Source organism: Aquamicrobium lusatiense (assembly GCF_014201615.1).
Classification (GTDB): Bacteria; Pseudomonadota; Alphaproteobacteria; order Rhizobiales; family Rhizobiaceae; genus Mesorhizobium; species Mesorhizobium lusatiense.
Genome location: NZ_JACHEU010000001.1, coordinates 1,108,225 through 1,130,690 on the forward strand (window position 1 = coordinate 1,108,225; position 22,466 = coordinate 1,130,690).

Genomic DNA, 22,466 nt, shown 5'->3' on the forward strand with positions numbered 1-22,466 from the left:
ATCCGTCCCATCACGGTTCGCCCGGCCGTTTCCGAAGATCGGGCAGCCATTCGTATTGTCGAGGCAAGGGCATTCGGCCGCGATGACGAAGCCGATCTGGTCGAGGCCCTCGTTGCCGCCGGTGATGATGTGCTTGAACTGGTTGCAGAACAGGATGGGCGGATCGTAGGCCATGTTCTGTTCACGCGTCTGAAGGTCAGGGGCGCGGCGCAGGACATAAGCGCCGTGGCGCTCGCGCCGCTGGCCGTCCTGCCGGAATTCCGGAATGCGGGCATCGGCAGCGCGCTGGTCGAAGAAGCGCACAGGCTTTTGCAGGGACGTGGCGAAACGCTTTCCGTGGTGCTCGGGGATCCGGCCTATTACCGGCGCTTCGGCTACAGCCACGCGCGCGCGGCCGGTTTCGACAGCGTGTTCCAGTGCGCGGAGCTGATGGCGCTGGCATGGGGCGATGCGCCTTTCGAGGGCCGGCTTGTCTACGCGCCTGCCTTCGGCGCCGAAGCGGCCGGCTGAGAGTATCGCCATGCCGCGCTATCGTCTCGATCTCGAATATGACGGCAGGCCCTATGCCGGCTGGCAGCGGCAGGCCGATCACCCTTCGGTGCAGCAGGCGATAGAAGAGGCGATCTTCAGGCTCAGCGGCGAAAAGGTGTCGATCCGCGGTGCCGGCCGCACCGATGCCGGCGTTCATGCCACCGCGCAGGTCGCGCATGTCGATCTGACGAAGGAGCGGCGGGCGGATACGGTCCGCGATGCGCTCAACGCGCATCTGCAGCAGGCTGGTGAGCGGGTGGCCGTGCTGCGGGCGCAGATGGTGAGCGACGATTTCGACGCGCGCTTTTCCGCGCTTGGGCGGCATTATCTCTATCGCATCTCGAACCGCCGCGCCCCGCCCGCGCTGGAGAAGGGCAAGGTGTGGTGGGTGCCGAAACTGCTCGACACCGACGCCATGCACGAGGCCGCCAGAGAGCTTCTCGGCCGGCACGATTTCACCACCTTCCGATCCGTGCAATGTCAGGCCAACAGCCCCGTTCGCACGCTCGACCGGCTGGACGTTGCGCGTCTCGGCGACGAGATAGAGATACGGGCTTCCGCCCGCTCCTTCCTGCACAATCAGGTGCGTTCCATGGTCGGCTCGCTCAAGCGCGTCGGCGATGGCGGCTGGAAGGCGGCCGACCTCAGGGCCGCACTGGAGGCGAAAAACCGCGCTGCCTGCGGGCAGGTGGCCCCGGCCGACGGGCTCTATCTGATCGGCGTCGATTATCCTGAAAGCTGAAAGTCATGCAGAGGCCGGGCAGCGACCGGCTTCAGGTCGGTATCTGGATGCCAAGCAACGCCTGAAGGGTGAATATGACGATCAGCGAGGCAACGAACATGCCCGCAAACACAGCGGAGCCGATCGCAGCTCCCTTGCCAATGGCGGCGTTGGTCATCCGCCAGCTCAGCACCATGGCGATGATGAACAGCAGCAACGCTGCCAGCATGATCGTGTCGACCGCACGAGGCATGAAAAGCTTCAGAAGAGTGCCGGGCAGTTGCAGCCATGCGATGATGGCCGACGCCCAGTTGCTGGCCACCACATAGTGCACGAAGCGGTTGCCGATACCGGCATAAGGCGCCACCAGAGCCAGGCCGACCAGAGGCAGGATCCAGCTTCCCAGGTCGACTACGGCCAATCGTATCGCCATTGAAAAACGGGCTGAAACGGAAAGCGGGTCGGCAATGTCGTTTGCCACTGCAACCCAGCCGATGATCAGGGCCGGAGCCGCAACCAGCAGAGCCTGAAAAGAGTTCCAGAAACCTTCCGCCGACAGGTCGAGCAGCCGCAACCCGTCCGGCTTGCCCGTCATGAGGCGCCATGCACCGGCAAGCGATCTCTGAATTTCGTCTGCCGGCAGCATGGTTTCAGTGCTCTCCGAACCAGTTTCCGATGAACTGCCTGTATATGCGCGTCAGCGTTTCCAGATCGGCCAGCGGCACCCGCTCATCGACCATATGCATGGTCTGCCCGACAAGGCCGAATTCGACGACCGGGCAGTAATCCTTGATGAAGCGCGCGTCCGAGGTGCCGCCGGAGGTGGACAGGGCAGGGCGGTTTGCAGTGACGCTCTCGACCGAGCGGGCAAGCGTCCCGATCAGTTTCTCATCATGGGTGAGGAAGACGTGGCTTGGATTGTCGCGCCACACCAGCTCGAACTCGACGGGTTCCTTGCGGCCCTTGCGATATTTGCGGCGGCGGCTGGCTGCATCGAGGCGATTGTGGATTTCCGCCTGCAGGCTTTCGACGCTCCAGTTGTCGTTGAAGCGCACGTTGAAGGCCGCCGTCGCGCGCTGTGGGATGACGTTGGTCGCCGCGTTGCCGACATCGACCGAGGTGACTTCCAGATTGGTGGACTGGAAGCGTTCGGTGCCGGTGTCGAATTCGGGAGACAGCAATGCATCGACAAGCGTCATCAGCCCGCGCACCGGATTGTCGGCAAGATGCGGATAGGCGGCATGGCCCTGCCGTCCCAGAACCGTCAGCGTCGCCGACAGGGAGCCCCGCCGGCCGACCTTGATCATGTCTCCCAGCCGGTCGGGGTTCGTTGGCTCGCCGACGATGCAGGCATCCCATGTCTCGCCTTTTGCGGCAGCCCATTGCAGCAGCTTGACGGTGCCGTTGATGGCGGGGCCTTCCTCGTCTCCGGTGATCAGCATCGAGACCTTGCCGCGGGGCGCGTTTCCATCTGCGATGGAGCGCGCGAGCGCGGCAATGAAACAGGCGATGCCGCCCTTCATGTCGACGGCGCCGCGCCCATACATCTCGCCATTGGCGATGTGGGCGGCAAAGGGCGGATGCGACCACGCGCTCTCGTCGCCGACGGGCACGACGTCGGTGTGCCCCGCAAACATCAGGTGGGGCCCTTCGCCGGCGCGGCTGGCATATAGATTTTCAATGTCGGGCGTGCCGCTTTCGGAAAACACCGGCCGTTCCACGGTGAAGCCGAGTGGCTCCAGCATTTCCTGAAGTGCGGCCAGCGCTCCGCCTTCCGCGGGGGTGACGGAGGGGCAGCGAAGCAGGGCGGCGAGATTTTCAGCGGGATCGACAGGAAGCTTCATGGCGCCAGCCATAATGTATTTTATACCGAAGTGGAATGATCAGGCAGGCGAGTCCGGATACCGGCCATATCGGTTGGGGCCGGGCTGGCCCGGAAACAGGCACAGCACCAGAAAGACCACGAGCGATATCACCGGAACGAACAGAATGAGGGCCGCGAGGCCCGGCTTGTCGAGGTCGTGCAGCCGCTTCACCGCAAGCGCTATATTGGACCAGAGAGAGGCAATAAAGGCGATGAGAGCCAGCATGGACCACATCACGCTTTCGGGAGAGCCTTCCGGAGAGAGCAGGAAGCGGTACAGCGGAAAAGCCTGCACAACCGCAACCAGCAACCCGCCGAGAAAAAAGGCAGCCCGGCCGACACGCCCGGAGACGCTGAAGAAGAGCCAGATGAATTTCTGTTTTTCAGGCACTGCCTACCATTCTGTGGCTGGTGGAGGGGTTTCCCCTCCACAGGATCCGGATACCGTCTGAGGTTTTGAGGTATCAGATGCGCTGCTGAGGGTCGCCGCTGCGACGGGCAAGGCTGTCGCGGATCTGGCCGAGACGATCATACATGCCGAAGATGACGATGTAGATCTCGCATGCCACACGCCACATCAACAGGGAGAAGATCGCGATCACCAGATACAGGATCCCCTGAAGTGGCATTCCGTTGAACAGCGCCGCAAGAAAACCTCCGATTCCGCCCAGCACGCACACCACAATGCCGATCCAGTAGGCAATCTTGATGACGGCGGTCGTTACCAGCTTTTCAAATCCGAACAGGTCGCTGAGCTGCATTTCCCTCTCCTGAATATTCCTGATTGAAGTGCTTATACGAAGCCCTGCGTCAGTCGCGCAGCAGTTCGTTGATCGAGGTCTTCGAACGGGTCCTTTCATCGACGCGCTTGACGATCACCGCGCAGTAAAGGCCCGGACCTGGCTCGCCATTCGGCAGCGGCTTGCCCGGCATTGTGCCGGCCACCACCACTGAATAGGGCGGGACTTCGCCATAGAACACCTCGCCGGTGGCTCGGTCGACGATCTTCGTCGACTTGCCGATGAACACGCCCATGCCGAGCACGGAGCCTTCGCGCACGATGCAGCCCTCGACCACTTCCGAACGTGCACCGATGAAACAGTTGTCCTCGATGATGGTGGGGCCTGCCTGCATCGGCTCCAGCACGCCGCCAATGCCGACGCCGCCCGAAAGATGCACATTCCTGCCGATCTGCGCGCAGGAGCCGACCGTCGCCCATGTGTCGACCATGGTGCCGGCGTCGACATAGGCGCCGAGATTGACGAAGGACGGCATCAAAATGACGCCGGGCGCCACATAGGCGGAGCGGCGCACCACGCAGTTGGGCACGGCGCGGAAACCTGCCTTCTCGAAATCGATCGCGCCCCAGCCGTCGAACTTGGAGGGAACCTTGTCCCACCATGTCGATTCGCCCGGACCGCCCCTGACGATCTCCATCGGGTTGAGGCGGAAGGAAAGCAGCACGGCCTTTTTGAGCCACTGATTGACGTGCCAGGAGCCGTCGGTCTGCTTTTCGGCGACACGCGCTTCGCCGCCATCGAGAAGGCGCAACGCTGTTTCCACCGCATCTCGAACCTCTCCGCGTGTCGAGATCGATATGCTTTCGCGATCTTCAAAGGCCTGATCTATGGTCTTTTCGAGGTTTGCCAGATCGGGCTTCGGCATCTATTGCTCCTGCACGCGCTTTGAAGGGGTTGTTCTTAACCGGTTGGAAAGCCGGGCGGACCCTATTTGAAGGTATGAAGAGGGTCAATTGCGGTGGTGCTCAGAAACTGCCGGCATTTTGGGAAATCGGATGATGAATCCAGAAGAAAAGACAGGCTGGACGCCTCTGCCGCACTCAGACGAGGATCTGGAACGGATGCGCAGCGTCCCGGATACGCCCCAGACCCGCGCGGCGACCTATCGTCTTGCCTGGGACGACGAGGATTTCATGACGCGGCGCGAATTGCGGCCGGTGCGTCTGCAGCTCGAACTGCTCAAGCCCGAAATGATTCTGGCTGAGCGCGGCATACGCTCGACGGTGATTCTCTTCGGCGGCGCGCGCCTGCCCGAACCGGGCGGCGAGGCATGGGCCGCCAAGAACGAGACGCAGAAGCGCAATCTCGAACTCAACAGCGTCTATTATGACGAGGCCCGCAAGTTTGCGCGCCTGTGCTCGCAACATTCGGCGGCCACCTACTATCGCGAATTCGTGGTGGTGACGGGCGGCGGGCCGGGTGTGATGGAAGCCGGCAACCGCGGCGCCGACGATGTCGGCGCGCCCTCCATCGGGCTCAACATCGTGCTGCCGCACGAGCAGGCGCCAAATCCTTATGTGACGCCGGAGCTGTGCTTCAACTTCCACTACTTCGCGATCCGCAAGATGCATTTCGTCATGCGGGCAAAGGCCGTCGCGGTCTTCCCCGGCGGCTTCGGCACCATGGACGAATTCTTCGAGACCCTGACGCTGATCCAGACCGGTCGCATGGAGCGTGTGCCGGTCATCCTGTTCGGCAAGGACTTCTGGCACAAAGCCATCGACCTCGAATTCCTCGCCGAACAGGGCACGATCAGCCCCGGCGATCAGGACATCATCGATTTCGTGGATACCGCCGACGAGGCTTGGGAGATCATCAGGAAATTCTACAGGCTTTGAGGCCTTACGTCATTTCCTTCATATCGGCGGCGGCGGGGCTTTCCCGCCGGTCTTCCGCAACATATGGCCTCGGCCGGTGAACGAGTGTCACCAGCACGACGGATATGATCATCAGCAGATACCACGATCCGAGCTTGCCCAGCGAAACCGGCACCCATGCGTCGTGCTGGTTGGGATAAAGCCATGCCCGGGACCATGTGCCTATGTTCTCCGCGATCCAGATGAACAGCGCCGTCAGCAGGAAGGCGACCAGCAGCGGCATCTTATGCCGGAAGCGGAAAACGCGGTAATGCATGGTCGTGCGCCAGTAGAGCGCGAAGGTGGCCGCAAACAGCAGCCAGCGAATGTCCCACAGGAAGTGGTGGGAGAAGAAGTTGACGTAGATGGCCCCGGCCAGGACGACGGTCGTCCATAGCGGCGGATAGTGGTTCAGCCGGATGTCGAAAATGCGGTTGATTCGCGCCATGTAGGAGCCGACGGCGGCGTACATGAAGCCTGAAAACAGCGGAACGCCGCCGATCCGGAAGAAATTCGCTTCGGGATAGACCCATGAGCCGGCATGGGTCTTGAACACTTCCATTGCCGTGCCAACGACGTGGAAGATGAGAATGACCTTGGCCTCCTCCCATGCCTCGAGCCTGAAGATCAGCATCGCGAGCTGGATGAGAATGGCGGACAGGAACAGGAAATCGTAGCGGGTGACGAGCCCGGCATCCCCTTCGGGCCACAGCCAGCGGGTCAGGATCAGCAGCCCCAGCATCGCGCCGCCGAAAAGGCAGGCCCACGCCTGTTTCAGCCCGAACACGAGAAATTCAATGAGCGCATCGCTGATGCGATGACGCGGCAGGCCGGCGAGGAAGCGATGCGCTGCCGCGTCAATGCGTTTCTCAAGACCCGTGAAATGCCTATCTGGCTGCAATTATTTTTTCCAGAAAGCCGGCCAGATCATCGGTGACATAGTCGACGTCGTCTTCGTGATCCGGATCGCTTTCCCATATTTCGGAGAAGGTAGGCTCGAAATTGTTGGGCACCACGAGAACCGTGGTCATGCCCATCTGCTTCGGCACGGCGAGATTGCGGGCGATGTCCTCGAACATCACGGCATTGTCGCCGATCACGGAGTGGAGCGAGGTAAATTTCTCGTAGGTCCTGACGTCCGGCTTGGGGGTCAGGTCGGCGGCGACGATGTCGAATATGTCGTCGAAATGGTCGAGAATGCCGAGCTGGCGCGCGGCGCGCTCCGCATGCGTGCGGTCTCCGTTGGTGAAGATGAAGCGGCGGCCCGGCAACTGGTGGATGGCTGCGCCCAGAACCGGATCCGGCACGAGCCACGAATAGTCGATGTCGTGGACCTTCATGAGGAAGTCGTCGGGATCGATGTTGTAGCGCTTCATCAGCCCGTTGAGCGTGGTGCCGTGTTCCCGGTAGAGTTCCTTCTGGAGCACGCGCGCATCTTCGCGCGACAATGTCAGCAGTTCCGATACATAGGATGTCATCCGCACATCGATCTGCGAGAACAGATTAGTGTGGTGCGGATAGAGCGTGTTGTCCAAGTCGAACACCCAGTCGGTGACGTGGGCAAATCTGGAAGCGTCTGGAATCTGTGTCATGATCGGCCTTATGGCATAAAATCCAATTGCTGGGTGTATATTCATCAACCGTTCAGGCACGATGAAGTCCATACACGAACTGGTGGGGCAAATTTTTGCCAGCATGGAAATCTGAAGTTCAGAACTTGTTGCCATAAGACCGGCAATCGAGGGGTGGGTATGCGTCGTGTAATCTTCAAGGGCTTTTGCGTAGCGGTCGCCTCGGCGGGCGGCTCCGTCCTTGTTGCCGCGCTGGTGTTGTCGTTTTTCGACGCCACCGTCGGCAGCCTGGGCCTTTTGATGTGCATCGTGTGTCCTCTCGTCATCGCCTGGCCGGCGAGCGCCCACATGTTCTGGCAGAACGAGAAGCTTCAGGCGGCCCATCGCGATCTGTCGCGCGCACATGCCCAGCTTGCAGCGGCGCATCGGCGTCTGGCGGAGAAGGCGCGCCATGATGACATGACCGGCATGCTCAACCGCGAAAGCTTCTTCGGCGTTCTGGAGCGCTCGCGCCGGAAGACCGACTCCGGCGCCCTGCTGATCATCGATGCCGACCATTTCAAGTCGATCAACGACCGGTTCGGCCATCTGGCCGGCGATGAGGCGCTGCTCCAGATCGTGGCTGCCCTGCGCGGCGGCGTGCGCAGCGGCGATGTGCTTGGCCGCATCGGCGGCGAAGAATTCGCGGCTTTTCTCGTGGGGGCGAATGCGGAAGAAGCAACCCGCGTTGCCGAGCGTATCCGCCAGCAGGTGGAGATGATCCGCTTCCGCGTCGAAGGCGACCGGATAATTCCGCTCACCGTTTCCATCGGGGGCACCGTCTGCGTGCCGGGTGCAAGCGTTTCGGAAATGATGCGCGCGGCAGACCGGCGGCTCTACGAAGCCAAGAACCGGGGCCGCAATCTGGTGATCTTCGGTTCCGACAAGAAGGACACCGAGGCGGCCTGAAAGCGCCGCATTGTGCCGGAGTGTTTCCCGGAAAAGTGGAAACGCTTTTCCGGTTCGGAAACGCGACAAACCAAAGACTTCGAGCCGTTCAGTGATTCCGTGAAGCACTGAACGGCTCTAGACAGAAAAAACGCCACCTGAAACAATTCCGGTGGCGTTTCCCAAAAAAGCTGTCAGGGCACGATCAGCGTGCCCGCGCCATGTTCCGTGAACAGTTCGAGCAGCACGGAATGGGCGGTCTTGCCATTGAGGATGACCACGCCTTCCACGCCGCGCTCGATCGCCTCGATGCAGGTTTCCACCTTGGGGATCATGCCGCCGGAAATGGTGCCGTCGGCGATCAGCTTGCGCGCCTGCGACACGGTCAGCTCGTCGATCAGCTTCTTGTCCTTGTCGAGCACGCCGGGCACGTCGGTCAGGAACAGAAGGCGGGTGGCGTTGAGCGCGCCCGCTATGGCGCCGGCGAAGGTGTCGGCGTTGATGTTGTATGTGTGGCCGTCGCGGCCGGGCGCGACCGGGGCGATCACCGGGATCATTTCCGAGCGGGCCAGAAGGTCGAGCAGGGTGCGGTCGACTTCCACCGGTTCACCGACAAAGCCGAGATCCAGCACACGCTCGATGTTGGAATCGGGGTCCTTCACGGTCTTGCGCGCCTTCTGGGCGAAGACCATGTTGCCGTCCTTGCCGCACAGGCCGATGGCCCATTCGCCTTCGGCGTTGATGAGGGCGACGATCTCCTTGTTGATCGAGCCGGCCAGGACCATCTCGACGATCTCGACAGTCTTCTGGTCGGTGACGCGCAGGCCCCCCTCGAATTTGGATTCGATGCCCATGCGCTCCAGCATGGAGCCGATCTGCGGACCGCCGCCATGCACGACGATCGGGTTGACGCCCGACTGTTTGAGCAGGGCGATGTCGCGGGCGAAGGCGCGGCCGAGTTCGATGTTGCCCATGGCATGGCCGCCATATTTCACCACCACGGTCTTGTTCTCGTAGCGCTGCATGTAAGGCAGCGCCCGCGAAAGAAGCGCTGCCTGCATTTCGGCGTTGGCGTCCGGTTCCGTCATTCGTCCAGTTCCCATGGCTTGAAGGGTCGGCGCGTCTTAGCTGGAAACCGGGGCGCGGGCAAATGTCATGAGCGGCGATCGCTGCCGTTTTCTCAGGCTTTGCCCGAGGACGGGGAGGCCTCCTCGCCCTGCCTGCGCGCCATCAGGGCAATGCCCAGTGCAAGGGCCGCGACCAGCGACGCGGCCAGCCCATAGGCCGCCAGCGCGCCCGTGTCGAAGGCGGCGCGGGCCGCATCCGTCAGCCGTGCAGCGGTGTCCGCCGGCAAGGTTTCGGCGGCAAGCAGCGCCTGATCGATGCTGTCGCGCACGAGCGAACCCGGCGCGATCTCCGCAGGGGTCGTCAGCGTGAGACTGTAGATCGCCGCCACCAGGCTGCCCAGTATGGCAACGCCCAGCGTGCCGCCCAGCTCATAGGCAACCGATTCGACAGAGCCTGCCATGCCGGCCCGGTTCTCCGGGGCGTTGATCATGATGGCGGTAGACGCCGCCGACATGGCGCCGCCGGCGCCGAGCCCCAGCAGGGCCAGCATCGCCGCCTGCCACAGGAAGGGAGCGTCTGCCGACAAGGCCAGAAGCAACAGGCCGAGCGCCGTTATGGTCATGGTCGCGGCCAGCATGCGCTCCATACCGACCCGCATGAGCACGGACCCCACGAGGGGACCGGCCACGATGGCGGCAACGGCGATCGGCAGCAGGAACAGGCCCGCCTGCAAAGGCGAGTAACCGCGTGAGAGCTGCAATTGCTGGCTGAACACGAATTCCACGCCCATCAGCGCAAGGCTGGCGATGAGCGCCGCCGCCGTGCCGGCGGCAAAGCGTCGGTTGCGAAACAGCGTGAAGTCGATCAGCGGCGAGGGCAGACTGAGCTGGCGCCGGCAGAACAGCCAGCCGAACAGCAGGCCGATGCCGGCAGCGGCGAGCGCCTGCATGAAATCGGCGTCCGGCTTCATGGCTTCCTTCAGGCCATAGATCAGGCCGACCAGCGCGACCGTCACCAGCGCCGAGGTCCAAAGATCCCAGTGGCGTTGCGGGTCGCCGGGATAATCCGGCACATAGCGGCGGGCCAGCACCAGCGCGACCAGCACCACCGGGACGTTGATGAGAAACACCGATCCCCACCAGAACCAGCCAAGCAATGCGCCGCCGATCAGCGGACCGATGGCGGCGGCACCCGAGGCGATCGAGCCCCATATGCCGATGGCGACGGCGCGTTCGCTGTCCTCCTGAAAGGTAAGGCGCAGCAGGGAGATCGTCGCCGGCATCATCATCGCCGCGCCGACGGCCAGCAGGGAACGCGCCGCGATCAGCAGCCCGGCGGTCGGTGCGAAGGCAGCCATCAGCGAGGCTGCGCCGAACACCACCAGCCCCCACATGAAGACGCGGCGATGGCCGATGCGGTCGCCGAGCGTGCCGAAGCCCGGCAGCAGTCCTGCCATCACCAGCGAATAGGCGTTGATCATCCACAGTTTCTGGGAACTCGTCGCGTCGAGATCATGCACCACGCGCGGCAGCGCCGTGTGCAGCACCGTCATGTCGATGCTGATCATGAAAAGCGCACTGGAGACGATAGCCAGCACGATCCACCTGGAAGACATGGGAACACCTGAAGCGTCGGTTTGAATAATTCAATACGTATGTATTTATAAGAAGCCTGAATCCATTCCGAATCTGGCGGAAATCAGGCATCCTTTTGTAAATTCGTCAGCATGCTGTCGATTTCGTTCTCCAGTCCCTTCCAGGCTGCATCGGTGAAGGTCATAAATCCAAAGCCGCGCATCATGAATGCGCCTTCCACTGCCATCAGTGCCATAAGCAGGCGTCGGTGATCTTCGCGGGCAAAATCGAGACCATCGAGGCGCGCAGTACATTCCCTGCGATAGCGTTCCATCTGCTCGGGTGACTGCATGAGAACCGCCATCATGACGGCAGAGCGATCAAGGGAGGCCTGATCGTACTCCTCCTGCTGGATGATCTTTATCTGGGCGCGTAGTATGGTGGCATGGTCGGTGCTTCCACCTGTCATGGCTGCCACCTGCGCGTCGTAGTCCTCGCTCCAGCGATCGTACATAGCTGCGAGAAGGTGTTCCTTGGTGGCGAAGCTGTATTGAACACCGCCATTGGTGATGCCCGCTGCGCGGGCAAGGGCCGCCACGGTCAGCGCTGCGGCACCGCGCTCGCGAACGATGGCCTCGGCGAGGTCGAGCAGCCTGTCACGATCGATTTTCTTGCGGCGGGACATGGCGGATCCCGTCAGGACCAGTTGAATTCGAGCGTCTCGCGGAAGGCGTAGCGCACGATATGGGCTTCCACCACCCGGTTCAGCTCGGGCAGGCGCTCTGCATCGTCGGCTTCGATCCGGACATCGAGCTTGCCGGGGCTGGCGGTCAGCGTGATCACTTCACCCTCGGCGAATTTGATACGTCCCTGCTGCGGATCGAAATTCACCTCGAAGCGGTGGGACCAGTGCTTGCACAATTGCTGCAGGTAGCGGCTGCCATTCTCAGTGGCGACGATTGCGCTGGATACCGGCATGGTGAACCTTTCTTATGTCGATCGGCAAACTCAGTTTTTCATTCCATACGTACGTAATGCATTTTGCACATGCTTCAATGACTTTCGGCCAAGGTGACTATTGCCGCGGGGCCGTGATACGCACATGTTCTGCATAACGGTCGGGAGCGTGAATGATCAGCGAGGAGCAATTTCTGACGTCGGTGTTCTGGGCGCGTGAACTCCCGCCCGACGAGCAGGAGCGGGCACGGCGCGGCATCACCTTTCGCACCATCGAATCGGGCCGCTATTTCATTCATCGCGGTGACCGCATCGACAACTGGATCGGCGTCGTCAGCGGGCTTCTGCGGCTGGGATCGATCACCACCTCCGGCAAGGCTGTGACCTATGCCGGCCTGCCGCCGAGCTGCTGGTTCGGGGAGGGCTCCCTGCTCAAGGATGAACCGCGCCAGTATGACGTTCTGGCGCTTCGCCGCACGCAGCTTGCCCTGCTCAACCGGGCCACTTTTTTCTGGCTGTACGAGAACAGCGTCGCCTTCGACCGGCTTCTGGTGCGACTCATCAACGAGCGGCTCGGCCAGTTCATCGCGCAGGTCGAGCATGACCGTACACTTGATTCGGCTGGCCGCGTGGCGCGCAGTCTGGCGTCGCTGTTCAACCCGGTGATCAGCCCGTTCATGGGCACGCAGATCGAGATCAGCCAGGAAGAAATCGGCCTGCTGGCGGGCGTGTCGCGCCCGGTCGCCAACCGTGTTTTGCAGGAACTGGAAAAAGCCGGCCTGCTGCGCAGCGAAGGCGGAACGGTAACGATACTGAAGCTGGAAGAGCTGCGCTTCTACGGCGAATAATCCATCGCCTTCAAGGAGTTATGTGATCCGCCCGTTCATCGTAATCGTGAAAGTCACACATATCTCCGTCAGAATACATTCAACAATGCGTTCTGTCTGTCAAGGCGGCAGTTGAAAAACTGCGTCTGTGCTTGCAAGCTCTGTCCAACAGTCGGGATCAGCACCCGCGACAAAGCATCGGGTCGAAGGAGGAGCCGCTTTTCGGTTTTGTCCGTTGCTTCGTCAAAGTGCTGGAACGTCCTTCATGCGGCCATCAGGCTGAAGGGCGGTCCGGCAGGAAATCAGGAGGAGTTGCCTTGGCACCAGGGAGTGAGATGCCAATGCCCGATACGTTTGCCAAGCTCTTGTGCGAGCACGCTCGTGTGCGGCCTGACCGCCCGGCGATGCGTCACAAGGATCTGGGTATCTGGCACACATGGACATGGCGCGAAATGGCCGAAGCCATCCGCGCCTATGCGGCGGGACTGCGCAATCTCGGTCTTGAGCGCGGAGCGACGGTTGCCGTGATCGGCGAGAACCGGCCGGCCATGTACTGGACCATCCTTGCAGCCCAGTGGCTGGGCGCCATTCCGGTGCCGGTCTATGCCGATGCCGTTGCAGACGAGATGGCCTATGTCCTCGACCATGCCGAAGTCGGCTTCGCCGTGGTGCAGGACCAGGAGCAGGTCGACAAGATCCTGACGATCCAGGAGCAGGTGCCGAAGCTGCGCGTGGTGCTCTATGACGAGCCGCGCGGCCTGCGCGATTATGATCACAGCCGCCTTCACGCCGTTGCCGACATCATCGAAAAGGGGCGGAAGCTGCTGGCCTCCGATGCGCAGTTTGCCGCTGCCATCGATGCGGAGCGCGATCGCGGCAGCGCCGATGACATTTCCATCATTCTCTACACCTCCGGCACCACCGGGCGTTCCAAGGGCGTGCTCCTGTCGGCCGGCCGCTCCATCGCTGCCGCGCGCGATACGGTGACGTTCGACAAGCTCACGGATCGCGACGAGGTTCTGGCCTATCTGCCGCTGGCATGGGTGGGCGACCACTATCTCAACTATGCGCAGTCGCTGGTGTCGGGTTTCTGCGTCGCCTGTCCTGAAAGCCGCGAGACGGTGGAAACGAACCTTCAGGAGATCGGGCCGAGCTTCTACTTCGCGCCGCCGCGCGTGTTCGAGGCGCTGCTGACCCGCGTCACCATCCGCATGGAAGATGCCGGCGCGCTGAAGCGGCGCATGTTCAACTATTTCATCGGTTTTGCCCGGCGCTGGGGCGAGAAGATTCTCGATGGCGAAAAAGTGCCGTTTACCGCACGCCTCGGTTACGGGCTCGGCAATCTGCTGGTCTATGCGCCGCTGAAGAACGTGCTCGGCTTTTCCCGCATCCGCGTGGCCTACACGGCAGGCGAGGCGATTGGTCCCGACCTCTTTTCTTTCTACCGCTCGCTCGGCATCAATCTGAAGCAGCTTTACGGCCAGACCGAAGCCTTCCTCTATGTGACCGCCCATCCGGACGGCCATATCCGCGTCGGCACGGTGGGCCCGGCGACGCCGAATGTCGAAATCCGCATCAACGAGGATGGCGAGGTTCTGTATCGTTCGCCCGGCCAGTTCATCGGCTATTACAAGGACGATGAGCGCACTGCCGAAACCGTGACCGAGGACGGCTATGTGCGCACCGGCGATGCCGGCTTCTTCGACGAGGACGGCCATCTCACCATCATCGACCGCGCCAAGGATGTGGGACGGCTGCGCTCTGGCGCGATGTTTGCGCCGAAATACATCGAGAACAAGCTGAAGTTCTTCCCGAACATCAAGGAAGCCGTGGCTTTCGGGCAGGACAGCGACTTCGTCACCTGCATGCTCAACATCGACCTGACGGCGGTGGGCAACTGGGCCGAGCGCAATAACATTCCCTATGCTTCCTATCAGGAACTGGCGCAGCGCCCCGAGGTCTATGCCATCTGCGCGGGACATGTGGAGGAGGTAAACCGCTCGCTGGCCACCGAGCCGCGCATGGCCGCCGCCCAGATCCGCCGTTTCCTCATCCTGCACAAGGAACTCGACGCCGACGACGGCGAGATGACGCGCACCCAGAAGGTGCGGCGCGGCTTCATCGCCGAGCGCTACAAGCCGCTGGTCGATGCGCTCTACAACGGCGCCGAAGCCGCCGACATCTCGACGGAAGTGACCTTCGAGGACGGCCGCAAGGGCGTGATCTCGGCGCGGGTGAAGATTGCCGATGCCGCGACCGTCGAAACCGGCACGCTGGAGGCCGCGGCATGAGCAGCACCACCAACGCCAAGGGGGAAACCCTGCTTGCCGTGGACGGCGTGTCGCTCGCCTTCGGCGGCGTCAAGGCGATCACCGATGTCTCGTTCGATATTCGCAAGGGCGAAATCCGCGCCATCATCGGCCCCAACGGCGCCGGCAAGACCTCGATGCTCAACGTGATCAACGGCTTCTATCATCCGCAGCAGGGCCGCATCACCTACAAGGGCCAGACCCGCTCGCGCATGCGTCCCTATCAGGCCGCCAGCCAGGGCATTGCCCGCACCTTCCAGAACGTTGCGCTGTTTCGCGGCATGTCGACGCTCGACAACATCATGGTCGGGCGCACGCTGCGCATGCATCGCGGCCTGTTCTGGCAGATGCTGCGCTTCGGCCCGGCCATGCGCGAGGAAATCGACCATCGCCGCCATGTCGAGGACATCATCGACTTCCTGCAGATCGAGGCGATCCGCAAGACGCCGGTGGGCAAGCTGCCCTACGGTTTGCAGAAGCGCGTGGAGCTTGGCCGGGCGCTCGCCATGGAGCCGGAACTGCTGCTGCTCGACGAGCCGATGGCCGGCATGAACATGGAGGAGAAGGAGGACATGTGCCGCTACATCCTCGATCTCAACCGACACTTCGGCACCACCATCGCCCTCATCGAGCACGACATCGGCGTGGTCATGGATCTGTCCGACCGGGTGGTGGTTCTGGAATACGGACACAAGATTGCAGACGGAACGCCTGAGGAGGTGAAGGCGGATCCGAAGGTCATCGACGCCTATCTGGGCGTCGGACACTGAAACGCGAGGATACGCCACGCCGTTCGTGACGGTGCTGTCGTCGATCAGGGAGGATCGATGCTCTACAATATATTCATCGACCCGTTCGTGCAGATGGTGCAGATGCCCGATCTGCTCGTGCAGACCCTGTGGGAGGGGCTGGTCTCGGGTGTTCTCTATGCGCTGATCGCGCTGGGCTTCGTGCTGATCTTCAAGGCATCCGGCGTCTTCAATTTCGCGCAGGGCATCATGGTGGTGTTTTCTGCACTCACCCTTGTCGGCTTCTACGCGAAATTCTCCTCATGGGGCTTTTCCGGCCACGCCGCCGCCTTCCTCGCGCTGCTTCTGGCGGCCGGCGTCATGCTGGTGCTGGCCATGCTGGTCGAGCGCGTGGTGCTGCGCCCGCTGGTCAACCAGCCGGACATCATCCTGTTCATGGCTACCTTCGGCATCACCTATGTGCTGATCGGCTTCGGCGAGATCGTGTTCGGCGGCGACCCCAAGCAGATGATCGCCAATGAACTGTTCCTGCCCAGCGGTTCCGTCGACATAGAGATGCTGGGCGGTCTGGTGAGCCTGCAGAAGATCGACATCGCCGCCGCCGTCATCGCCTCGCTGATGATCGTGGGACTGGCGCTGTTCTTCCAGAAAACGCGCATCGGCCGTGCCTTGCGTGCCGTCGCTGACAGCCACAAGGCAGCGCTTTCGGTCGGCATTTCGCTCAACCAGATCTGGGTGATCGTGTGGTTCGCAGCCGGTCTCGTGGCGCTCGTCACCGGCATCATGTGGGGCGCGCGCTCGGACGTGTCCTTCGCGCTGGAGATCGTGGCGCTGAAGGCGCTGCCGGTTCTCGTCCTCGGCGGTTTCACCTCGGTGCCGGGCGCCATCGTCGGGGGGCTCATCATCGGCATCGGCGAGAAGCTCGGCGAGTTCTACTGGGGCCCGCTGCTCGGCGGCGGCATCGAGAGCTGGCTCGCCTATGTGATCGCCCTTGTGTTCCTGCTGTACCGGCCGCAGGGCCTGTTCGGCGACAAGATAATCGAACGGATCTGACACGATGTTCTATCGCGAAACCGGCCAGTTCAAGCAAAGCTACGCGGCAGACTCCGCAGTCTTCCCGATCCTTCAGGACCGCTACGGCCTCGCCATCATCATGGCTATCGCCTTTGTCCTGATCCCCATGTTCGGCAGCGAGTTCCTGCTCGCTTCGGTGATGATCCCGTTCCTGATCCTGTCGCTCGGAGCCATCGGGCTGAACATCCTCGTCGGCTATACGGGGCTCCTGTCGCTTGGCACGGCCGGCTTCATGGGCGTGGGCGCCTATGCCACCTACAAGCTTTCCACGCTGTTTCCGCAGGTGAACATTCTGGTGTGGATCCTGTGCTCGGGCTTCTTTTCGGCCGGCATCGGCGTTCTGTTCGGCCTGCCGTCGCTGCGCATCAAGGGGTTCTATCTCGCCGTCGCCACGCTTGCCGCGCAGTTCTTCCTGCAATGGTGCTTCGTGCGCGTGGCCTGGCTCTACAATTACAATCCGTCGGGCGCCATCGAGGTGTCGGGCCGTACCCTGTTCGGCATCGCCATCACCGGGCCGATGGCCACGCCGGTCAACCGCTACTATGTGGTGCTGGGCGTCGTGGTGGTGATGACGCTGATAGCCTCCAACATCGTTCATGGACGCATCGGGCGCACATGGATGGCCGTGCGCGACATGGACATTGCCGCCCAGCTTATGGGCATTCGCCTGCTGCCGGCCAAGCTGCTGGCCTTCGCCGTCTCGTCCTTCTACTGCGGCGTGGCGGGGGCGCTGATGGTGTTCCTGTGGCTGAGTGCTGCGGAGCCATCCGCATTCGACATCAAGCTGTCGTTCCTGCTGCTGTTCATGGTCATCATCGGTGGTCTGGGCTCCCTGATCGGCTCCTTCATGGGCGCTGCGCTGATCCACATATTGCCGATCGTCATCCGCGCCCTGCCGGAATCGCTGGGGTTGCCGGTGGCTGCGGCCACTGTCGAGCACCTGACCTATCTGATCGTCGGCGGGCTCATCATCTTCTTCCTCATCGTCGAGCCGCACGGACTGGCCCGGCTCTGGCAGATAACAAAACAGAAGCTTCGCGTGTGGCCGTTCCCTTACTGAGGGGCGGTGCACGTGGTGGGAGTGGAAACCGGAGGAGAATGAAAATGTCACTGAAAAAAATGATACTGGCACTTTCAGCCGCATCGATGCTGGCGATGCCGGCCATCGAGGCGGCCAACGCAGAAGATTCGATCTATGTGCCGCTGTTCACCTACCGCACCGGAGCCTTCGCCGGCTCGGGCGCGCCGATCGCCGACGGCATGCACGACTATCTCACCATGCTCAACGAGCGTGATGGCGGCATCGGCGGCGTCAAGCTGGTGATCGAGGAATGCGAGACCGGCTATGACACCAAGAAGGGCCTCGAATGCTACGAGGCTGTGAAGCCGAAGAAGCCGGTCATGGTCAATCCGTGGTCGACCGGCATCACGCTGCCGCTGATCCAGAAGGCCGGTGTCGACAAGATCCCGGTGCTGTCCATGGCCTATGGCCTGTCGGCCTCGGCCAAGGGCGACGTCTTCCCGTGGATCTTCAACCCGCCGGCGACCTACTGGGACGGCTTCACGCAGATCCTGAACTACATCGCCGATCAGGAAGGCGGCGGCGTCGACAAGCTCAAGGGCAAGAAGATCGGCTACATCTATCTCGACGCCAGCTTCGGGCGCGAGCCGCTGCCGCTCATCGAACAGCTTTCGAAGGAACTCGGCTTCGAGGCCAAGCTCTATCCGGTGGCTGCCGCCGACATGCAGAACCAGTCGTCGCAGTGGCTGAGCGTGCGCCGCGACCGGCCCGACTACATGATCCTGTTCGGCTGGGGCGCTCTCAACTCCACCGCCGTCAAGGAAGCTGTGAAGACCAACTTCCCGATGGAGAAGTTCATCTCCGTGTGGTGGCCGGGCGAGGATGACGTGCGCGGTGCCGGCGATGGCGCCAAGGGCTTCAAGACGCTGAACTGGCATGCCGCCGGCACGGATTTCGCGCTCATCCAGGACATCCAGAAATATGTCGTCGATGCGGGCAAGAGCCAGGTCTCGGACAAGGCCAAGGTCGGGCAGGTGCTGTACAACCGCGGTGTCTACAACTCCATGCTGATCGCGGAGGCCATCCGGACCGCGCAGGAGGTGACGGGCAACAAGGTGGTGACCGGCGAGGACGTACGCCGTGGTCTGGAGAACCTCAACATCGACGAGGCGCGCCTCAAGGAGATCGGTCTTGAAGGCTTCACCCAGCCGCTGAAGCTCTCCTGCAACGACCACAACGGCCATCAGTCCAACTTCGTGCAGAGCTGGAACGGCACCGCATTCGAGAAGGTGACCGATTACATCGCACCGATGAGCGACAAGGTCATTCCGCTGCTCGACGAGGATGCGAAGTCCTACGCCGAGAAGAATGCGCCATGGCCGGAGCGCACCGAGGCCTGCGACGCCTCGTAAGGCTCACGCTTTTGCCAGCTTCCCTTCCCCCGCCAGCCAGCCCAGCCAGTCGGGGGAAGGGCCCCAATCCGGAGCTGACCCATGTCTGAACCTGCCACTGCCGATACTGTTTCCCGTCAACCGGATCCGGCGCCGCCGATCCTGTCGGTCAACAATATCGAGGTCATCTACGATCACGTCATTCTCGTGCTGAAAGGCGTGTCGCTGACCGTGCCGAAAGGCGGAATCGTCGCCATTCTGGGCGCCAACGGCGCCGGCAAGACGACGACGCTCAAGGCCATATCCAACCTGCTCCATTCCGAGCGCGGGGAGGTGACGAAGGGCTCGATCGAATTCGACGGCGAGCGCATCGACAAGCTCAGCCCCAACGAGCTGGTGCGGCGCGGCTGCATTCAAGTGATGGAGGGTCGCCACTGCTTCGGCCATCTCAGCATCGAGGAAAACCTGCTGACCGGAGCTTTCACCCGCCGCGACGGCCGGGCCGCAGTGCGCGACGATCTGGAGATGATCTACAACTATTTCCCGCGCCTGAAGCAGCGGCGCAATTCGATGGCCGGCTACACCTCCGGCGGCGAGCAGCAGATGTGCGCCATCGGCCGCGCCATGATGAGCCGGCCAAAGATGATCCTGCTCGACGAGCCGTCCATGGGTCTTGCCCCGCAGGTGGTCGACGAAATCTTCGAGATCGTGAAGGACCTCAACACAAAGCAGGGCGTGTCGTTTCTCGTGGCCGAGCAGAACACCAACATGGCGCTGAAATACGCCACCTATGGCTACATCCTGGAAACCGGACGCATCGTCATGGACGGTGTTGCCGATGCGTTGCGCGACAATGAAGACGTCAAGGAATTCTATCTCGGCATTGGCGGCGAGGGACGCAAGTCGTTCCGCGACGTCAAGAGCTACAAGCGCCGCAAGCGCTGGCTGAGCTGAGCAGCCGATACCAGTCGCACAGGGCCCGATCCCGCGGGCCCTGTCAGAGAAGCTGTCAGAAAGGCGATGTCCCCCATGCCTGCATATTTCGATGCCGAGGAAACCTGGGCTCCGGAAGTTCGTGAAAAAGCCCTGTTCGGGGCGCTGCGCACTCTGCTTGCCGGCGTGGTCGAGACAACGCCCGCCCTGCGCCAGCAACTGGATGGCATATCCATCGACGCGATGGCAGACAGGCAGGCGCTGCAGAGCGTGCCGGTGATCCGCAAGGGCGATCTGGTGGCCCTGCAGGCCAAGGCTCCGCCCTTTGCCGGGCTCACGTCCGTTTCCGCCGGCAGGTTGAAGCGGCTGCTGGTCTCGCCGGGCCCGATCTTCGATCCCGAAGGTCATGGCAAGGACTGGTGGGGCTCGGCGCGCGCGCTGTTCGCCGCCGGCATCCGCAGTGAAGACATCGTCCACAACGCGTTCAGCTATCACCTCACGCCGGGTGGCTACATCATGGAATCGGGTGCCCATGCGCTGGGCTGCGCGGTCATTCCCGCCGGTGTCGGCAACACCGAGCAGCAGATCGAGGCGATTGCCGCCTTGCGGCCGTCCGGCTATGTCGGCACGCCCGACTTCCTCAAGATCCTGCTCGACAGGATCGCCGAAGCCGGCATCGAAAATCCGATAAAGCGCGCTCTGGTTTCGGGGGCAGCCTTTCCGCCGTCTTTGCAACAGGAGGTGGCGGGGCGCGGCGTCGATGCCTATCAGGCCTATGCCAGCGCCGAGCTTGGCGTCATCGCTTATGAGACGTCCGCGCGCTCAGGGCTAGTCGTCAATGAAGGGCTGATCGTGGAGATCGTGCGCCCCGGCACCGACGAGGCGGTGGCCGAGGGCGAGGTGGGCGAGGTTGTGGTGACGCGGCTCAGCGCTGAATATCCGCTGTTGCGCTTCGGTACAGGGGACCTTTCCCGCATTGTGCCGGGCGTGAGCCCGTGCGGCCGCACCAACCAGCGCCTGGCCGGCTGGATGGGACGCGCCGACCAGCGCACCAAGGTCAAGGGCATGTTCGTCGACCCGGCCCAGATCGCCGCAATCGCGAAAAAATACCCTGAACTCGGGCGGCTGCGGCTGGTGGTGACGCGCGAGGCCGAGCAGGACCACATGGTGCTGAAGGCAGAAGCCGGGGAGGCGGCCACGGAATTGCCGGCAATTCTCGAACAGGCTTTGCAGGCATCGACCAAGATGAAGGGCAGGGTGGAAATCGTGCCTCCCGACAGTCTGCCGAATGACGGCAAGGTCATCGCCGACGAGCGCCCCGCCGGCTAAAACTTCCCGCTTCCGGGGTTGCGGCCGGAACGATAGGCGGTGTCGCACGCAGACGATATGTCAGGTGATCCGTTATCGGTTCAATCTTGAGCTGATTTGTCCACTTGATTGCGGAGCGTTCCTGACCGATGTTCGGCCCGAAAAGCATCGGCTGCCGCCATGTTGCCTTCACGACATGGCGGGAACGTGGTGCATGGAAGACCGCAGGACGCAACCAATGACATCGCCCGTTGCAACCCAGGCCGACAAAGCGCATTTCCCTGCCGGAGATGAGCGTGACATGAGTTTGCCGGACGAGACACAGCGCAGCGAACCCCCATCGGTTTCGGCACCGATGCGCGGCCTGTTCCTCGCGCTTGGGCTTTTCTTCGTCGCGCTGGGCTTTGTGGGAGCGTTCCTTCCGGTGCTGCCGACCACGCCGTTCCTCATTCTGGCTGCGGCCTGTTTTGCGAAATCCTCGCGGCGGCTGGAGCTCTGGCTTCTCGATCATCCGCGCTTCGGACCCACGCTTCGCGAGTGGCGGGTGCGCCGCGCCATACCGCGCAAAGCCAAGTTCATGTCGCTCGCCGGCAGCAGCTTGGGTTTCCTTCTGTTCTGGCTGGGGAGCAATCCCGGCCCGCTTCTCATGATAGCGGTGGCATCGCTGATGCTGTTCGGTGTTGCCTATGTGTTTTCACGGCCATCCTGAAGCCGCTTTGACAAGCCGATTTTCTCCGGCGCCATCTTCAGGACCATATCTGCTTTGACGGCGCGCCAGACCTTTTCATCTTGACGTGCAGGACAATGCTGCAGCCTGCCCGTTGCCTGCGGTAACCTCCGGCAGGGCGTCTCGTTCCGCAACAATGCGACGCATCCTGACTTCCGTATTCCCTTGCGGAAGGTGATCGGACCCGCGCCAAACAACCGTGCGCCAGCACGATTTTCACGTGGCGGAACGAGAAATTCCACAGGTGCGGCAATTTAT

The 22,466-nt window shown here is 62.2% G+C and carries 24 protein-coding genes; 13 read left to right on the forward strand and 11 right to left on the reverse strand.

The genetic code is table 11. The features are described from left to right. Together HNR59_RS05295 and truA are read left to right on the forward strand one after the other, a co-directional pair. On the forward strand, positions 1-510 hold the full coding sequence (locus tag HNR59_RS05295; protein ID WP_425488655.1) for a GNAT family N-acetyltransferase: 510 nt from the start codon (positions 1-3) through the stop codon (positions 508-510). 10 nt (positions 511-520) lie between these two features. Continuing rightward, positions 521-1,273, forward strand: coding sequence for a tRNA pseudouridine(38-40) synthase TruA (gene truA, locus HNR59_RS05300; protein WP_183826963.1), 753 nt, complete (start codon positions 521-523; stop codon positions 1,271-1,273). A gap of 31 nt (positions 1,274-1,304) precedes the next feature. Here the strand turns inward: truA and HNR59_RS05305 are convergent, their stop codons facing one another. From HNR59_RS05305 to dapD, 5 genes are all read right to left on the reverse strand, one after another. Then, on the reverse strand, positions 1,305-1,898 hold the full coding sequence (locus HNR59_RS05305) for a transporter (RefSeq protein ID WP_183826965.1): 594 nt from the start codon (positions 1,896-1,898) through the stop codon (positions 1,305-1,307). 4 nt (positions 1,899-1,902) lie between these two features. Further along, positions 1,903-3,096, reverse strand: a complete 1,194-nt coding sequence (gene dapE, locus HNR59_RS05310) for a succinyl-diaminopimelate desuccinylase (RefSeq protein ID WP_183826968.1) — start codon at positions 3,094-3,096, stop codon at positions 1,903-1,905. Between the two features lie 39 nt (positions 3,097-3,135). Further along, complete coding sequence (locus HNR59_RS05315; RefSeq protein WP_183826971.1) at positions 3,136-3,507, reverse strand: DUF805 domain-containing protein; 372 nt, start codon at positions 3,505-3,507, stop codon at positions 3,136-3,138. Positions 3,508-3,580: 73 nt separating this feature from the next. Then, positions 3,581-3,877 (reverse strand): DUF4282 domain-containing protein, encoded by a 297-nt coding sequence (locus HNR59_RS05320; protein WP_183826974.1) that lies wholly within the window; start codon positions 3,875-3,877, stop codon positions 3,581-3,583. 49 nt (positions 3,878-3,926) lie between these two features. After that, the gene (gene dapD, locus HNR59_RS05325; RefSeq protein WP_183826977.1) at positions 3,927-4,781 is read right to left on the reverse strand and encodes a 2,3,4,5-tetrahydropyridine-2,6-dicarboxylate N-succinyltransferase; all 855 of its coding nucleotides are present in this window, start codon (positions 4,779-4,781) and stop codon (positions 3,927-3,929) included. 133 nt (positions 4,782-4,914) lie between these two features. Between dapD and HNR59_RS05330 the strand changes: the two genes are divergently transcribed. Next, positions 4,915-5,754 (forward strand): LOG family protein, encoded by an 840-nt coding sequence (locus HNR59_RS05330; RefSeq protein WP_183831351.1) that lies wholly within the window; start codon positions 4,915-4,917, stop codon positions 5,752-5,754. Between the two features lie 4 nt (positions 5,755-5,758). On the opposite strand, the gene HNR59_RS05335 is transcribed toward HNR59_RS05330, so the two are convergent. Beyond that, positions 5,759-6,673: a DUF817 domain-containing protein gene (locus tag HNR59_RS05335; protein WP_183826981.1), complete on the reverse strand. Its 915-nt coding sequence runs from the start codon at positions 6,671-6,673 to the stop codon at positions 5,759-5,761. Further along, positions 6,660-7,364 (reverse strand): pyrimidine 5'-nucleotidase, encoded by a 705-nt coding sequence (locus HNR59_RS05340; protein ID WP_183826984.1) that lies wholly within the window; start codon positions 7,362-7,364, stop codon positions 6,660-6,662. Before HNR59_RS05340 ends, HNR59_RS05335 begins: the two co-directional genes overlap by 14 nt. A 159-nt stretch (positions 7,365-7,523) precedes the next feature. On the opposite strand from HNR59_RS05340, the gene HNR59_RS05345 reads away from it, so the two are divergent. Further along, a complete protein-coding gene (locus HNR59_RS05345) occupies positions 7,524-8,291 on the forward strand; it encodes a GGDEF domain-containing protein (RefSeq protein WP_183826987.1) in 768 nt (255 codons plus the stop codon). Between the two features lie 173 nt (positions 8,292-8,464). Here HNR59_RS05345 and argB read toward each other — a convergent pair whose 3' ends face one another. From argB to HNR59_RS05365, 4 genes are all read right to left on the reverse strand, one after another. After that, positions 8,465-9,358: an acetylglutamate kinase gene (gene argB / locus HNR59_RS05350; protein ID WP_183826990.1), complete on the reverse strand. Its 894-nt coding sequence runs from the start codon at positions 9,356-9,358 to the stop codon at positions 8,465-8,467. 92 nt (positions 9,359-9,450) lie between these two features. Continuing rightward, positions 9,451-10,953 carry an MFS transporter gene (locus tag HNR59_RS05355; RefSeq protein ID WP_183826993.1) on the reverse strand — a complete coding sequence of 501 codons (1,503 nt, stop codon included), beginning with the start codon at positions 10,951-10,953 and terminating at the stop codon, positions 9,451-9,453. A gap of 83 nt (positions 10,954-11,036) precedes the next feature. Continuing rightward, complete coding sequence (locus HNR59_RS05360; RefSeq protein ID WP_183826996.1) at positions 11,037-11,597, reverse strand: TetR/AcrR family transcriptional regulator; 561 nt, start codon at positions 11,595-11,597, stop codon at positions 11,037-11,039. Between the two features lie 11 nt (positions 11,598-11,608). Beyond that, on the reverse strand, positions 11,609-11,890 hold the full coding sequence (locus HNR59_RS05365) for a DUF2218 domain-containing protein (RefSeq protein WP_183826999.1): 282 nt from the start codon (positions 11,888-11,890) through the stop codon (positions 11,609-11,611). Positions 11,891-12,042: 152 nt separating this feature from the next. Here HNR59_RS05365 and HNR59_RS05370 point away from each other — a divergent pair, with 152 nt between their 5' ends. The 9 genes from HNR59_RS05370 (at position 12,043) to HNR59_RS05410 (ending at position 22,190) form a co-directional block, all read left to right on the forward strand. Beyond that, positions 12,043-12,717 carry a Crp/Fnr family transcriptional regulator gene (locus HNR59_RS05370; protein ID WP_183827002.1) on the forward strand — a complete coding sequence of 225 codons (675 nt, stop codon included), beginning with the start codon at positions 12,043-12,045 and terminating at the stop codon, positions 12,715-12,717. A 320-nt stretch (positions 12,718-13,037) separates the two neighbouring features. Then, complete coding sequence (locus HNR59_RS05375; protein ID WP_246374504.1) at positions 13,038-14,987, forward strand: AMP-dependent synthetase/ligase; 1,950 nt, start codon at positions 13,038-13,040, stop codon at positions 14,985-14,987. Next, the gene (locus HNR59_RS05380; protein ID WP_183827005.1) at positions 14,984-15,775 is read left to right on the forward strand and encodes an ABC transporter ATP-binding protein; all 792 of its coding nucleotides are present in this window, start codon (positions 14,984-14,986) and stop codon (positions 15,773-15,775) included. The genes HNR59_RS05375 and HNR59_RS05380 overlap by 4 nt, the downstream gene beginning before the upstream one ends. 57 nt (positions 15,776-15,832) lie before the next feature. After that, positions 15,833-16,807: a branched-chain amino acid ABC transporter permease gene (locus HNR59_RS05385; RefSeq protein WP_183827008.1), complete on the forward strand. Its 975-nt coding sequence runs from the start codon at positions 15,833-15,835 to the stop codon at positions 16,805-16,807. Between the two features lie 4 nt (positions 16,808-16,811). Further along, complete coding sequence (locus tag HNR59_RS05390; RefSeq protein WP_183827011.1) at positions 16,812-17,888, forward strand: branched-chain amino acid ABC transporter permease; 1,077 nt, start codon at positions 16,812-16,814, stop codon at positions 17,886-17,888. 44 nt (positions 17,889-17,932) lie between these two features. Then, positions 17,933-19,261, forward strand: coding sequence for an ABC transporter substrate-binding protein (locus tag HNR59_RS05395; protein ID WP_183827014.1), 1,329 nt, complete (start codon positions 17,933-17,935; stop codon positions 19,259-19,261). Between the two features lie 81 nt (positions 19,262-19,342). Beyond that, on the forward strand, positions 19,343-20,194 hold the full coding sequence (locus tag HNR59_RS05400) for an ABC transporter ATP-binding protein (RefSeq protein WP_183827017.1): 852 nt from the start codon (positions 19,343-19,345) through the stop codon (positions 20,192-20,194). Between the two features lie 75 nt (positions 20,195-20,269). Further along, positions 20,270-21,502, forward strand: a complete 1,233-nt coding sequence (locus HNR59_RS05405) for a phenylacetate--CoA ligase family protein (protein WP_183827020.1) — start codon at positions 20,270-20,272, stop codon at positions 21,500-21,502. Positions 21,503-21,836: 334 nt separating this feature from the next. Continuing rightward, positions 21,837-22,190 carry a YbaN family protein gene (locus tag HNR59_RS05410; protein ID WP_183831355.1) on the forward strand — a complete coding sequence of 118 codons (354 nt, stop codon included), beginning with the start codon at positions 21,837-21,839 and terminating at the stop codon, positions 22,188-22,190. The last annotated feature ends 276 nt before the right edge of the window (positions 22,191-22,466 follow it).